Annotated in this window: 12 protein-coding genes; 9 read left to right on the top strand and 3 right to left on the bottom strand. The window is 53.3% G+C overall.

Annotation, left to right across the window (positions count from 1 at the left end; translation table 11 throughout):
* Positions 1-91: 91 nt before the first annotated feature.
* From ppiA to argD, 7 genes are all read left to right on the top strand, one after another.
* The gene (gene ppiA / locus CKQ54_RS01860; RefSeq protein ID WP_112288623.1) at positions 92-658 is read left to right on the top strand and encodes a peptidylprolyl isomerase A; all 567 of its coding nucleotides are present in this window, start codon (positions 92-94) and stop codon (positions 656-658) included.
* Between the two features lie 155 nt (positions 659-813).
* Positions 814-2337 carry a helicase HerA-like domain-containing protein gene (locus CKQ54_RS01855; RefSeq protein ID WP_120162593.1) on the top strand — a complete coding sequence of 508 codons (1524 nt, stop codon included), beginning with the start codon at positions 814-816 and terminating at the stop codon, positions 2335-2337.
* Between the two features lie 244 nt (positions 2338-2581).
* The gene (locus tag CKQ54_RS01850) at positions 2582-3787 is read left to right on the top strand and encodes an aldose 1-epimerase family protein (RefSeq protein WP_120162592.1); all 1206 of its coding nucleotides are present in this window, start codon (positions 2582-2584) and stop codon (positions 3785-3787) included.
* 96 nt (positions 3788-3883) lie between these two features.
* Positions 3884-4054, top strand: coding sequence for a YhfG family protein (locus CKQ54_RS01845; RefSeq protein WP_112288617.1), 171 nt, complete (start codon positions 3884-3886; stop codon positions 4052-4054).
* A complete protein-coding gene (locus CKQ54_RS01840; RefSeq protein ID WP_120162591.1) occupies positions 4044-4646 on the top strand; it encodes a putative adenosine monophosphate-protein transferase Fic in 603 nt (200 codons plus the stop codon). The genes CKQ54_RS01845 and CKQ54_RS01840 overlap by 11 nt, the downstream gene beginning before the upstream one ends.
* Before the next feature lie 90 nt (positions 4647-4736).
* Positions 4737-5312 carry an aminodeoxychorismate synthase component II gene (locus CKQ54_RS01835; RefSeq protein ID WP_120162590.1) on the top strand — a complete coding sequence of 192 codons (576 nt, stop codon included), beginning with the start codon at positions 4737-4739 and terminating at the stop codon, positions 5310-5312.
* Positions 5313-5446: 134 nt separating this feature from the next.
* Positions 5447-6664, top strand: a complete 1218-nt coding sequence (gene argD / locus CKQ54_RS01830) for a bifunctional acetylornithine/succinyldiaminopimelate transaminase (RefSeq protein ID WP_120162589.1) — start codon at positions 5447-5449, stop codon at positions 6662-6664.
* A 702-nt stretch (positions 6665-7366) separates the two neighbouring features.
* On the opposite strand, the gene CKQ54_RS01825 is transcribed toward argD, so the two are convergent.
* Positions 7367-9442 (bottom strand): YccS/YhfK family putative transporter, encoded by a 2076-nt coding sequence (locus CKQ54_RS01825; RefSeq protein WP_120162588.1) that lies wholly within the window; start codon positions 9440-9442, stop codon positions 7367-7369.
* Positions 9443-9503: 61 nt separating this feature from the next.
* Positions 9504-10136 carry a cAMP-activated global transcriptional regulator CRP gene (crp, locus tag CKQ54_RS01820; protein WP_013573634.1) on the bottom strand — a complete coding sequence of 211 codons (633 nt, stop codon included), beginning with the start codon at positions 10134-10136 and terminating at the stop codon, positions 9504-9506.
* 363 nt (positions 10137-10499) lie between these two features.
* Here crp and CKQ54_RS01815 point away from each other — a divergent pair, with 363 nt between their 5' ends.
* Positions 10500-10907, top strand: coding sequence for an OsmC family protein (locus CKQ54_RS01815; protein ID WP_112288612.1), 408 nt, complete (start codon positions 10500-10502; stop codon positions 10905-10907).
* Position 10908: 1 nt separating this feature from the next.
* Here the strand turns inward: CKQ54_RS01815 and CKQ54_RS01810 are convergent, their stop codons facing one another.
* Positions 10909-11820: a LysR substrate-binding domain-containing protein gene (locus CKQ54_RS01810; protein WP_120162587.1), complete on the bottom strand. Its 912-nt coding sequence runs from the start codon at positions 11818-11820 to the stop codon at positions 10909-10911.
* Positions 11821-12013: 193 nt separating this feature from the next.
* Here CKQ54_RS01810 and CKQ54_RS01805 point away from each other — a divergent pair, with 193 nt between their 5' ends.
* Positions 12014-13204, top strand: a complete 1191-nt coding sequence (locus tag CKQ54_RS01805; protein WP_120162586.1) for an MFS transporter — start codon at positions 12014-12016, stop codon at positions 13202-13204.
* The last annotated feature ends 11 nt before the right edge of the window (positions 13205-13215 follow it).

Here is a 13215-nt window from a genome sequence, read left to right as displayed (position 1 = left end):
GCGTAAATAACCGTAAAGGTCTGGCGCTGAGCGTAAAGGCTCTTTAGAATCAGTGGGATCTGTTGTTTGTACTTTCAAGAAAGGAATTGTCATGTTTAAACGTACTTTGGTGGCCTTAACTGCGCTGCTTTCCCTGACTGCAATAACGCCGGCTTTTGCTGCTGGTCAAACCCACGTCATGCTGACCACTTCAGCAGGGAATATCGAACTGGAACTCGACAGTGCTAAAGCACCGGTTTCTGTGAAGAATTTCGTTGATTACGCCCAGAGCGGATATTACAACAACACCATTTTCCACCGCGTGATCCCGGGCTTTATGGTTCAGGGCGGCGGTTTTACTGCTGATATGCAGCAGAAAGCGACGAAAGAGCCGATCAAGAACGAAGCCGACAACGGTCTGCGTAACCTGCGTGGTACTGTCGCGATGGCGCGTACTGCTGACAAAGACAGCGCAACCAGCCAGTTCTTCATCAATGTAGCGGATAACGCCTTCCTGGATCACGGTCAGCGTGATTTCGGCTATGCCGTATTCGGTAAAGTCATCAAAGGCATGGACGTGGTAGACAAAATGTCACAGGTGAAAACGGACAACGTCGGGCCTTACCAGAACGTGCCGACCACGCCGATTGTGATTTTGTCTGCGAAAGTGCTGCCTTAATTTCTCAGCCTTTCCGTTCCTTTCTGCAGTACAAGATCAAGCCTCCGCCAGCCGGGGGCTTTTTCTTGCCCATTTGACGCTCCCTTTCTTGACGCCCATCCCGCCGACTAATAGGTTTTAAGGAACGCCCTGCGTCCACTTTCAAGGAAAATGAAATGAGTGAAGCCCGTCTGATTGCAAAAGCCATGAATGAAGGTAAACCGGTGCAGGATCTGGTGATCCTCCCCGCGCTGGCCAACCGCCACGGACTCATTACCGGCGCGACCGGTACCGGCAAAACGGTCACGTTGCAGAGAATGGCCGAACAGTTTTCCCGCATCGGCATTCCGGTATTCCTGGCGGATGTGAAAGGGGATTTATCCGGTATTGGCGCAGAAGGCGTACCGTCGGAAAAACTCACCGCGCGGCTGAATAATATCGGTGTGACGGACTGGCAACCGCAAGCGTGCAGCATTATTCCGTGGGATATTTTCGGAGAAAAAGGCCATCCGATCCGTGCGACGATTTCTGATCTGGGGCCGTTGCTTCTGGCGCGGTTACTTGATCTCAATGAAGTGCAAAGCGGCGTATTACAACTGGTGTTTAAGATTGCCGACGACAATGGCCTGTTGTTGCTCGACATGAAAGATTTGCGTGCCATGGTGCAGTTTACCGGTGATAACGCGAAACAATTCCAGACGCAGTACGGCAATATTTCCTCTGCCTCCATTGGTGCCATCCAGCGCGGTCTGCTGACGCTGGAAGGTCAGGGTGCCAACCAGTTCTTCGGTGAGCCGATGCTGGATATCAACGACCTGATGAAAACCGATAAAAACGGCCACGGCATTATTAATTTACTGGCCGCTGATAAGCTCATCAACCAGCCGAAGCTCTATTCTGTTTTCCTGTTGTGGCTGCTGGCAGAACTGTTTGAGCAGCTGCCGGAAGTCGGTGACCCTGAACAGCCGAAACTGGTGTTCTTCTTCGATGAAGCGCATTTATTGTTTAACGATGCGCCGCAGGCTTTGCTGACTAAAATCGAGCAGGTGGTGCGCCTGATCCGCTCCAAAGGCGTGGGGATTTATTTTGTCACGCAGAATCCGCTGGATATTCCCGACAGCGTGCTCGGGCAGCTGGGCAACCGCGTGCAGCACGCCCTGCGCGCTTTCACGCCGCGTGATCAAAAAGCAGTGAAAGCGGCAGCGCAAACTCTGCGGGCGAATCCGGCTTTCGATGCTGAAACGGTCATTACCGAGCTGGGCGTTGGCGAAGCGCTGGTGTCATTCCTCGATGAAAAGGGACGTCCGGAGGTGGTGCAGCGTGCGATGGTGATCGCCCCGGAATCCAAAATGGGCATGTTGGGCGACGATGAGCGCAACAAAGCGATTAATCAGTCTCCGCTGTATGGCCGCTATGACGACAGCATTGACCGCGAATCCGCTTACGAGAAAATCACCGCGCAAGGCTTTGGCACCGTCGCTGCGCCGCAACAAACGGGCACGCAGAAACCGGCAGAACAAACGCCTTCCGGCGGCGGGCTGCTGGGCGGCCTGAATGAAATCCTGTTTGGCAGCACCGGTCCGCGTGGCGGTAAACGCGACGGCGTGGTGCAGGTCGCAGCCAAAAGCATGGCGCGCGATTTAGGGCGTCAGATCCTGCGCGGCGTACTCGGCTCGATTATGGGCGGAAGGAAAAAGTAATCACTGTTCTGCTTACGCACAAAAGCTGAAACGGATCAGCTTTTGTGCATTTAGTCCTGTCTGAGTTCTCATTTTCATCTGCAATTTTTTCTTTAATGCATGGCTTTTTGCGGAGTCCGGCACGTTACTGCCTGCGGTTCAGTATTAAAACCGCTCAACTTGAAGGCTGTCACGTTTTTAGGCTGTGTGGGTTTGTAGGCTGAATTGCTTTTGGGCTAAATCAATTCAGCAAAAAGGAGTTATTGTGAAAAAATTACTCGTTACCGGGATCGTCATGGGGCTTTTTTCGTGGCAGGCTGCCGCACAAACCATTGTGCTGACGGATGCTGAAGCCGGTACTGAACTGGGAAACTGGAAGACAGACAGTAAAAAGCTGAATATCGCAGGTCCGGATTTCAGCATCGAGCAGAAAGTGTTGCACGGGGGTAAACAGGAAGGGTCAAAAGTCATCACCATTACCAGCAAGGGGCTGACAATTGCGCTTAGCCCGACGCGGGGGATGGATTTGCTACACGTCACCGGCGATAACATCCGCTTAGGCTGGGATTCACCGGTTCAGGAAGTGGTCAATCCGGCGTATATCAACCTTGAAAGCCGTAACGGTGTGGGCTGGCTGGAAGGTTTCAATGAAATGATGGTGCGCTGCGGCTTTGAATGGACCGGACATCCGGTGACCGCAGACGGCATGATTTATACGCTGCACGGACGGGCGGGCAATACGCCAGCCTCGAAAGTGGAGGTTGAGATTGCCGACAAAGCCCCGTATGAAATCACCGTACGAGGCTTGCTGAAAGAAGACACCTTTAAGAAAGCCAGACTGGAAACCTGGACCGAGCTGCGTTACGTGCCCGGCAGCCATTCCTGGACTATCCACGACACCCTGACAAACCTGTCGGATTATCCGCACGACTACCAGATTATTTATCACAGTAACTTCGGTCAGCCGATCCTCGAAGCGGGCGCCCGTTTCATCGCGCCTCTGAAATCAATTTCACCGTTCAATGATTACGCCAAAAAAGGGTTAGCTGACTGGCAGACTTACGCCGGACCGACCAAAGGATTTGATGAGATGGTCTTTAATATGGTGCCGCTGGCAGATGCGCAGGGCAAAACCATTGCCGGTGTGGTGAACAAAGCGGGGAACAAAGGGGCATCGATTGAATTCGACACGCATCAGTTGCCGCTGCTGACACTATGGAAAAACACTGACACCCTGAAACAAGGTTACGTGACAGGCATCGAACCGGGCACCAACTATGCATATCCGGTCACCATCGAGCGTAAACAAGGGCGCGTCAAACAGTTACAGCCTGGCCAGAGTACGGTGTTTGAGTTGAAATATTCACTTCTGCCTGATGCACAGGCAGTGAAGCAACTTGAGGAACGGGTGAAAACGCTGCAGGACACGCATAAAATCGATGTGAACGAGACGCCGATCGCTGTTGAATAATCCGAGTTTAGGGCGCTAAGGCTGGCGCCCTTTTTTCTCTGTCTATACTTAATCCCACAAGGTATGCGCCCGAATGGCGGTAACCAGGGAGGAAATATGGCGAAGAAACTGACACTCAGACAGCAGGAAAAACTCTTTCGCGAACGTCAGCGGCAGAATTTTCAGGCCAGCAGCGCGCTGGATGGCCTGGAGGTGGAAGTCGTGTCTCTGGATAACGAGAAAATCGCACAACGTCTGGCCGAACTGAGGGGGCACTATGAACGATAAACTCGTGGACGGTGCGGATCCTTATTATTATCCCGGCATCAATGTCCTGAAAAACTCTCTCGATATCCGTGAAGCTCACCGGCTGCAACAGGCTGAACTGGCCTTTACGGCGTTACGGGCGGCGGCTATGCCACTCGGCCCGGCGGTTATGGGGTTGCCACATCTGTGTGCCATTCACCTGTCGCTCTTTCAGGATATTTATCCGTGGGCAGGGGAGTTTCGTGAGATCGACATCTACAAGGACGATACCCAGTTCTGCCATTTCGGCTATATCGAAAATGAAGGCAACGCCCTGATGCAGGAGCTTGAGGAAGAGGAGTTTCTGGTCGGATTGCCGCTGGATAAGTTTGCCGAGCGGCTGGCTCACTATTATACCGGCCTGAATTTGTTGCATCCTTTTCGCGAGGGCAACGGGCGGGTGCTGAGAATTTTTGTCGAGCAGCTGGTTATCCACGCCGGGTATGACATCGACTGGTCCAGCATCAGCCGTGAACGCTGGCTGTCCGCCAATAAAACGGCGGTGTTTGGTGATGAAACCGATCTGGTCGCCATCTTCAATGAAGTGATCAGTGAAATCGATGACGAACATTGATGCGCAAGATCAGAGCGACAAAATACTGAAGCCTGTGCTGAAAAATGCGTAGAATTGCCCGGTAAATTTTCGACTTTTACCGGGAACGCTATGCTGCTGCTGATCGACAACTACGACTCCTTCACCTACAACCTTTATCAATATTTTTGCGAGCTGGGCGCTGAGGTGAAAGTGCTGCGTAACGATCAGCTGACGCTGACCGATATAGAGCAACTTGCTCCGTCGCATCTGGTGATTTCTCCCGGCCCCTGCACACCGGATCAGGCGGGTATTTCCCTGCAAGCCATCACGCATTTCTCCACCCGTTTGCCGATCCTCGGCGTGTGCCTCGGGCATCAGGCCATGGCGCAGGCGTTCGGCGCGAAAATCGTGCGGGCGCGTCAGGCTATCCACGGTAAAACATCGCCGGTGCGACATACCGGCCAGAGCGTATTTACCGGGCTGAATAATCCGCTGACTGTCACCCGCTACCATTCGCTGGTGGTGGCGCCCGAAACGCTGCCGGACTGTTTTGACGTCACCGCCTGGACAGAGCGCTACGGCGAGCGCGATGAAATCATGGGCATCATGCACAAAACCTTGCCGCTGCACGGGGTGCAGTTTCACCCGGAAAGCATTCTGAGCGAGCAGGGGCATCAGCTTCTGGATAATTTCCTTAAAATCTAACCGTTTAATTCCTCGTTAACATCGCTGCAAAAATTACTTACCCATCAGGTGCGATTTCTGTTTGCCTGCGTGTGATTTTTTATGCATATTTTATGATTATATTTTCACATCACTATCAGTAAGGGCGAAGGGTTATGGCAGAAAAATCAGCGGTAGATCGGGGTACGTTCGACAAAGTGATTTTGCCGGTTTATTCACCTGCGAAATTTATTCCTGTTAAAGGTAAAGGCAGTCGTGTCTGGGATCAGCAGGGCACCGAATACGTTGATTTCGCTGGCGGCATCGCGGTGACGGCGCTCGGACATTGCCATCCGGCACTGGTAAAAGCGTTACACGAACAGGGCGAAACCCTGTGGCATGTCAGCAACGTGTTTACCAACGAACCCGCGCTGCGACTGGCTCAGAAGCTGATCGACGCGACCTTTGCAGACCGCGTATTTTTTGCCAACTCCGGCGCTGAAGCCAATGAAGCTGCTTTTAAACTGGCGCGTTATTACGCTTCCCATCGCCACAGCCCGTACAAAAGTAAGATCATTGCTTTCCATAACGCTTTCCATGGCCGCACATTGTTTACCGTTTCTGTCGGCGGTCAGCCAAAATATTCCGACGGCTTCGGCCCGAAACCGGCTGACATTGTCCACGTGCCGTTTAACGATCTGGACGCGGTAAAAGCGGTCATCGACGATCACACCTGTGCGATCGTTGTCGAACCCGTTCAGGGTGAAGGCGGAGTCACTCCGGCTACTAAAGAGTTCCTGCAAGGGCTGCGCGAGCTTTGCGATAAACATAATGCGCTGCTGGTACTGGACGAAGTACAAAGCGGCATGGGGCGCAGCGGTAAGTTGTTCAGCTATATGCATTACGGCGTGACGCCGGATATCCTGACCACCGCCAAAGCGCTGGGCGGCGGCTTCCCGGTTTCCGCCATGCTGGCAACCGAAGAAGTGGCCTCGGTGATGGAACCGGGCAAACACGGCACCACTTACGGCGGTAACCCGCTGGCCTGCGCCGTCGCTGAAGCCGCACTGGATATCATCAATACGCCAGACGTGCTGGCCGGTATCAACGAGCGTCGCGAGAAATTTATCAGCGCGCTGGAGGCCATCAATCAGAAATATCACATCTTCAGCGAGTTCCGCGGTCAGGGTTTGCTGATTGGCGCTGAGCTTTCCGACGCGTTTAAAAATCGTGCAGGCGAATTCCATGCCGCCGCCGCCGAATTCGGCCTGATGATGCTGGTCGCCGGACCGAACGTCATGCGGTTTGCGCCCTCACTGGTGATTGATTTCGCTGATATCAGCGAAGGGATGGAAAGATTTGAGAAAGCAGTGGGGAAAGTTTGTGGGGGGTGAGCCCCACGGCCCTATCTTTGCAACTGACTGAGTAAATTTCGGTTTTTCAATAACGGTTATCACAAGGCCTTGTGTGCCGAAACCGAGCAGAGGGGAAAGGCTTTTCCCCTCTGCACTCCCCTCGCTTTTTCACTGCGCGCTGCCGCGGGTATGACGGACATGTTCTGACGCATCAGTGTGTGGCGCAAAATGTCATCGCTCCCCGATTCCCGAATTTCAGGATTCGAGCCTCAAGTCTCGAACCATTCATTCGGTGCCATTTTTGAGCACGCCAATCAACTTATCTAAAAGATAAAAACGGTCAGCCGTTGAATTTAAGATCTCACGGGCGAATCAGAAATCTTGCTGAACGGAGCGGCTTCGAGACCCAGGGCTCGAAGACCGAGAGAAGGAACCGCAAAGCGGCAAGATTTCCAGCCTGTCACTGTGGTTGCTGAAACATAGCCAGCGAGCGGAGCGCGTGTTGAAAAAGCGAGGAGGAATCCAAAGGAGGAAAAGCATTTTCCTCCTTTGGGCGGTTTCGGCGCAGCGCGTTAAGTGATCCCCGTACTTGAGAAACCGAAATATTCTCCGGTCTGCTTCAAGCCGCCAGTACACGGCATCCGTACTTAAGAAACCGAAATATTCTCCGATTAGCTTTAAAAAGCAGTCTGGCTGTAAGCCAGTAAAAAGGGGATTTAAAAGGGGCAATCCCCTTCACGTTCACGCCTTCCGCGTCAACCAGATCCCATGATGTGGCCTCTGCTTCCACGCCAGTGACGAAATAGTATGCATCACGCTGAGATGTGAAATCACACGCCGCAGATGGCGTTCCATCTCGGTCAGGGGCATATCAGGATGCAGTTCCGGTGCATTGATCAGCGTGTTCTCATTGCCCGGCCCGTCATAAAGCAGTCGCTGCTGACAACTTTGCAACGCAATTTCACAGGTCTGTAAATACTCCGTCGCCAGTTTCTCCGGCAGCATGTAATGCTCGCGGGCGAGAATGGTCATTGCGTTGATGTGCTCGACAATGAACTGGCTGTGCGTCACCCACAGGCGCATATCCGCCAGATAATGCGAGTTAAAGCCGGGCTCCTGCATCGCCTGATTCAGTGACGTGAAAAGCTTGTTGTGCGCCTGATTGACCTGCATGCGGGTGTAAGCAAGCTTCGAGGTATCCGGATTTTCCTCAAGCAGTAAGCGGATAGCATCCTGATAGGTTTCCAGCGCCTGGTGCGCGTTCTGACGCAGTAATCCGCTCTGCCATTGCGGCCACAGCCAGATGGTGCCGCCGAACGCCAGCGCGCAGCCGATCAGCGTATCCACCAGCCGCGGTACCAGAAAATGCACGCCGTTCATCGCCAGCAGTTGCAGGGTATATACCGCCGTCACGGTCATGCCGACCATCGCCAGCCCGTAGTTTTTACGCAGCACCGTATACGACACCAGCGTGACGATCAGCATACACATCAGCGTGATGCCTTCGGGTAATTCCAGCTTCAGCAAACCGGCGGCAATCAGCAATCCGGCCAGCGTGCCCAGCGCACGGTGCTGGATCCGCACGCGCGTGGCGTTATAACCGTTCTGACTCACCAGCATGATGGTCAGCAAAATCCAGTAGGGCTTGGGCAGATTAAAGAACAGCCCCAGGCTGCTGCCAATCGCCAGAATGATCCCCAGACGGGCGGCATTGCGCAGGGCGACAGATTTGAAGGAAAGATAGCTTTTCAGCGCCGGCCAGAAGGGTAAACGCGGCTGAGTGTTCATCAGGTCACGTTTGTACAACGGGCGCTGTGTCCGCAGCAGGCGTGCAATGCGGCTGAAGTGGTAGTAGCAAAACTGGCCGACCGGATTCTCAGGATTGCGCGCGGCGATTTTCTCCAGCGCGGCCAGCTCGTTGGCCATCGTAAACCGTTCGGATAAACGGTGATAAAGAATGTCGTCGGCGATGACCCGCAGACGGGCGGAAATCACCTGCGCATTACGGCGGATAACCGCTTCGGCGTGGCTTTCTTCCACCAGCTTCTGCACTTCTTCCGGCTGATGCAGGCTCACCGTGATGTGCTCCTGCAAATCAAGCGCGACCTGAAAACGCTGAAACAGTCTTTTATGGTGATGATGATGGCCGTGTTGCGGCAGCATGTGCAGTTGCTGATAGAGCAGGGCAATCAGGTCGATGACCTGCTGCTGGCGCGTCAGCAACGGGGGTAACGCGGTTTCAGGATCGGTGTGTTGCGTCAGCAGGCTGTATTTAGCTTCGAAGTAATCCGCGAGTTGCAGATAGAGCTGGCTGAGCGTTTCGCGCATCGGCTGTTCTTCCGATATGCGAAACCACGCCCAGTTAAATAATCCGTACCAGGCCGTACCGGCGGCGAAAAGCACCGGCGCCTGCCATATCGGGCGAACGCCGACCATACTCAGTGTAAAGATGGTCGCCACCAGCGCGCCGGGCAACAGCCGCGCATGCAACGGGCTGATTTCGCCGGTTACGCCAAGCAGTAATGCCAGCGACAACATGATGAGTGGCAGGGGAATGTGCCAGCTTTCCAGCATCACTTGCAGCAGAATGCTGCTCATGGCAAAGAGCGTTCCGCCAATTATCAGGCGTTTGAAAAAGCGTTTATGCGGAGTATCCAGGCCCGCGACGTTGCAGCAGGCAGGACAAAGAGAGAACAGCAGCCCCATTTGCAGATTGCCGAACAACCAGCAGATACCAACGGGCAGGCACAACACCAGCGTCTGGCGCAGCGCGTAGTTAACTTCCGGATGGTAAAACAGTCTTCGCCATAGCGTCATGGATAAAGCTTAGCCCATAAAAAAGGCGCGACAGTGTTCTGCCGCGCCGATTTTTAAGGGATTAACGTGTGCCGTAAACGACAATCGTTTTACCGTGTGCCGAGATCAGACTTTGATCTTCCAGCATTTTGAGAATACGTCCGACTGTTTCACGTGAACAACCGACGATTTGGCCGATTTCCTGACGGGTGATCTTGATTTGCATCCCGTCCGGATGGGTCATCGCATCAGGCTGTTTAGCCAGATTAAGCAGAGTTTGAGCGATACGCCCTGTTACGTCGAGGAAGGCCAGGTTGCCGACTTTCTCTGACGTCACTTGCAGACGGTTTGCCATCTGCGCGGAAAGACGCATCAGAATATCCGGGTTAACCTGAATCAGCTGGCGGAATTTTTTATAAGAAATTTCAGCCACTTCACAGGCAGTTTTTGCACGAACCCACGCACTACGTTCCTGACCTTCTTCGAAGAGTCCCAGCTCGCCGATGAAGTCACCTTGGTTAAGGTAGGACAGTATCATTTCTTTGCCTTCTTCATCCTTGATAAGGACAGCAACTGACCCTTTCACGATGTAGTAAAGCGTTTCGGCTTTTTCACCCTGGTGAATCAGCGTACTTTTAGAAGGATACTTATGTATATGACAGTGAGACAGGAACCATTCGAGAGTCGGGTCTGTTTGTGGCTTGCCGAGAACCATTTGCTATTATCCTCTGTTGTTATCGCTGCCCAAAATCACAGGGCTCAGAGTTCCCTGTATGGCACTTCAAAATCAAAAGCGCCCTTTCAGCATATAACTCCCCAGAAATGCTGCAAGCGGGTGTCGGAGTGAAACAGCCTGATTATTGCCGTTATCACCGTGGGTTCTGTTCTTAAACCGCGAAAACCGTCACCGCAATTCACTGGAAAGTATGTTTCGGCTTTGTTTGTAGCACAGGTTTGCAATGCTGTCTTCTGTTGTCTCGCTTCAGCATGATGGCGATCGGGTTACGTTGCCAGATTTTAGGTGAAAGGGTACTCTGGGAGCGGAATTCGACGAGTTTATTCACCGGGAGAATAGTTCATGCACGCACGCGTAAAATGGGTAGAAGGGCTGACGTTTTTAGGCGAGTCAGCGTCAGGCCACCAGATTTCTATGGATGGTAATGCGGGCGATAAAGCACCCAGCCCGATGGAAATGCTGCTGATGTCCGCAGGCGGTTGCAGCGCGATTGATGTGGTGTCTATTTTGCAAAAAGGCCGTAACGACGTGCGTGATTGTGAAGTCAAGCTGACCTCACAACGCCGCGAAGAAGCGCCGCGCCTGTTCACGCACATCAATCTGCATTTTATCGTCACCGGTAAAGATCTCACCGATAAGATTGTTGAACGTGCCGTCAGCCTGTCTGCGGAAAAGTATTGCTCGGTGTCCCTGATGCTCGGCAAAGCGGCGACCATCACGCACAGCTTTGAAGTGATCAGCGTCGAATAAGTTACGACCAGTCATACGCGTGGCACTGGCTGCGCAATAAATCCAAAAATCGCCGCGCGGCAAACGTCAGCGGCGATTTTTGCGAGTAAAGCACACAGTATTCTGCCTGCGGCAGGGTATCGATATTGAGCATACTCAGCCTGTCTTCCAGCCCGAACGGCGCTTTCATCGCCCGCGCCACAATGGTCAGATAATCAGACTGCAACACCATATTTAGCCCGCACACCACCGAATCTGTATGCACCGGCATTTCCGCTGCCGGCTGATGAAATCCTCCCATCGATAACCTGATTTGCTGGTAATACCCCATATCCGTTTCGGGCAACAGCCAGCGCGCATCTTGTAATTCTTCGAAGGTCGTGGCGCCCGCCAGCGGATGTCCACGCCGGGCGATAACGCAGAAAGGTGCGCTGAACAGTGGCTCACGTACCAGATCTTCCAGCGGAAATCCCGGCCCGGCGGTACCGACCGCGAAATCCAGTTTCCCTTCGCGCAGTGCAGGTAATAACGTGGAAAGTTGCCCTTCTTTGATCAGCAGTTTGGACTGCGGAAACTGCGTCTTAAATTCTCCTGCCAGTCCGGGAAAAACCGTCAGCGCCAGCAGCGATGAAAATCCAATGGCGACGGAGCCCTGCGAATATTGTTCGATCTGGCGAATTTCATCGGCGGCGCGCTCAAGCTCTTCGAGGATAAATTGCATACGCTGTGCAAATGCCCGCCCCGTTTCGGTCAGCGTCATCCCCTGATTGCCACGCACGATCAGCTGCGTATCGAGCGTTTGTTCCAGTTCACGCAATGTTCTGCTGACCGCCGGTTGTGACTGATTCAACGCCCGCGCCGCGCCGCGAATACTGCCGCTGCGGATAACCTGCTGGAAAACCTTCAGTTGCTGTAATTTCGGCAAATAGCGCATCACGATCCCTATCAGTAAAAAGCATCACCCGCCCAAAAATTGCATCTTATGGTCACGCTGTAAAGCTGATAGCGTCAGGATCGCGAAAAATAATATGTTGTTATTCAGTTGATTACGTGATGCATGTCGCATTTTACGATTCATCCGGCAGTGAGAAAATCTGACGTGGTGATAACAAAAAGGGATATCCGCTATGAAAAGTCGTTCCCTGATGATCTTCCTGCTATTTGTCGGTTATGCCGTGGTGTATATCGATAAAACAGTGATGGGTTTTGCGCTGCTGCCCATCGAGCGCGAATTTAATCTGCAACCTGAACAGCTGGGGTATATCACCGGTATTTTCTTCCTGGCCTATTCGCTGTTTCAGATCCCCGCGGGCTGGCTGAATGACCGGTTCGGCTACAAAAAAGTGCTCGGTATGTCGCTGTTCTTGCTGGGCGGCTTCGCGCTGTGTTTCGGAACGCTGGGCCTCAGCCTGGGATTACTGGTCACGTTCCGGTTTCTCTCCGGCGTCGGCCATTCCGGCTATCCTGCGTCCTGCGCCAAAGCGGTAGTGTCTAATTTCGCAGTTGAGAAGCGAACCTTTGCGCAGTCGATTTTGCTGTCTTCCGCCGGACTGGCGATGACTGCCGGACCGCTGATTGCGGTTTACAGCCTGGATCATCTTGGCTGGCGCGGATCGTTCTCCATTCTCGGATTGCTGGCTTTTGCCATCGCCGTAGCGATTGTGATTTTTGTGCCCAATCCGCCGGAAGCACAAGCCCGTACCGGCGCGAAAACTGGTTATCGGGAGTTGCTGAAAAACCCGATTGTCCTGCTGCTGTTTGTCTCAATTTTCTGCATCAACATTCCGTCTTACGGCCTGATGGCGTGGTTGCCAAAATATCTCGTCCAGCAGCGCGGTATGTCACTCGACGTGTCAGGCATGGTGGTCGCGACCGGCGGGCTGGGTATCTGGATTTCTTCACTGGCAACCGGCTGGCTGGTCGGACGCTATATGCAGGGCAAAGAGCCGAAAGTGATTTTCTGCTGCGCACTGCTCAGTGCGTTGTGTATCTGGCTGGTGTTTACGTCGGCATCGGCGGTTACGGCCGGGTTGTTCCTGTTCCTCGGCTACGTTTTCCTGATGGCGTCCTTTGTGACCGTCTTTACGCTGCCGATGAAACGCCTGCCTTCTGACGTCATGGGCGCGGCGATGGGGATCATTAATACCGGCGGGACTCTCGGCGGATTTGTGGCGCCGATTGCGATGGGATATCTCATCACCGCCAGCCACGGTTACCTTTCTACGTTTGTATTTCTGGCGCTGGCGATGGTGGTGGCCGGTCTGGCTATCCTGCCGCTGGCAATAAAACCTCGTGCGCCAATGCGCGATGTGGCTTAACTGAGGAGAAG

This window comes from Rahnella variigena, from assembly GCF_003610915.1.
GTDB lineage: Bacteria > Pseudomonadota > Gammaproteobacteria > Enterobacterales > Enterobacteriaceae > Rahnella > Rahnella variigena.
The sequence above is the reverse complement of the archived record's forward strand: the minus strand, read 5'-3'. Positions and strand labels throughout refer to the sequence as shown.

Bases quoted from the DNA above. Each gene is read 5' to 3' on its own strand.
- CKQ54_RS01845 (WP_112288617.1), top strand. From the start codon at position 3,884: ATGGCGAAGAAACTGACACTCAGACAGCAGGAAAAACTCTTTCGCGAA.
- CKQ54_RS01810 (WP_120162587.1), bottom strand. From the start codon at position 11,820: ATGCGCTATTTGCCGAAATTACAGCAACTGAAGGTTTTCCAGCAGGTT.
- argD (WP_120162589.1), top strand. From the start codon at position 5,447: ATGGCAGAAAAATCAGCGGTAGATCGGGGTACGTTCGACAAAGTGATT.
- CKQ54_RS01815 (WP_112288612.1), top strand. From the start codon at position 10,500: ATGCACGCACGCGTAAAATGGGTAGAAGGGCTGACGTTTTTAGGCGAG.
- CKQ54_RS01840 (WP_120162591.1), top strand. From the start codon at position 4,044: ATGAACGATAAACTCGTGGACGGTGCGGATCCTTATTATTATCCCGGC.
- CKQ54_RS01855 (WP_120162593.1), top strand. From the start codon at position 814: ATGAGTGAAGCCCGTCTGATTGCAAAAGCCATGAATGAAGGTAAACCG.
- crp (WP_013573634.1), bottom strand. From the start codon at position 10,136: ATGGTTCTCGGCAAGCCACAAACAGACCCGACTCTCGAATGGTTCCTG.
- CKQ54_RS01805 (WP_120162586.1), top strand. From the start codon at position 12,014: ATGAAAAGTCGTTCCCTGATGATCTTCCTGCTATTTGTCGGTTATGCC.
- CKQ54_RS01825 (WP_120162588.1), bottom strand. From the start codon at position 9,442: ATGACGCTATGGCGAAGACTGTTTTACCATCCGGAAGTTAACTACGCG.
- CKQ54_RS01835 (WP_120162590.1), top strand. From the start codon at position 4,737: ATGCTGCTGCTGATCGACAACTACGACTCCTTCACCTACAACCTTTAT.
- ppiA (WP_112288623.1), top strand. From the start codon at position 92: ATGTTTAAACGTACTTTGGTGGCCTTAACTGCGCTGCTTTCCCTGACT.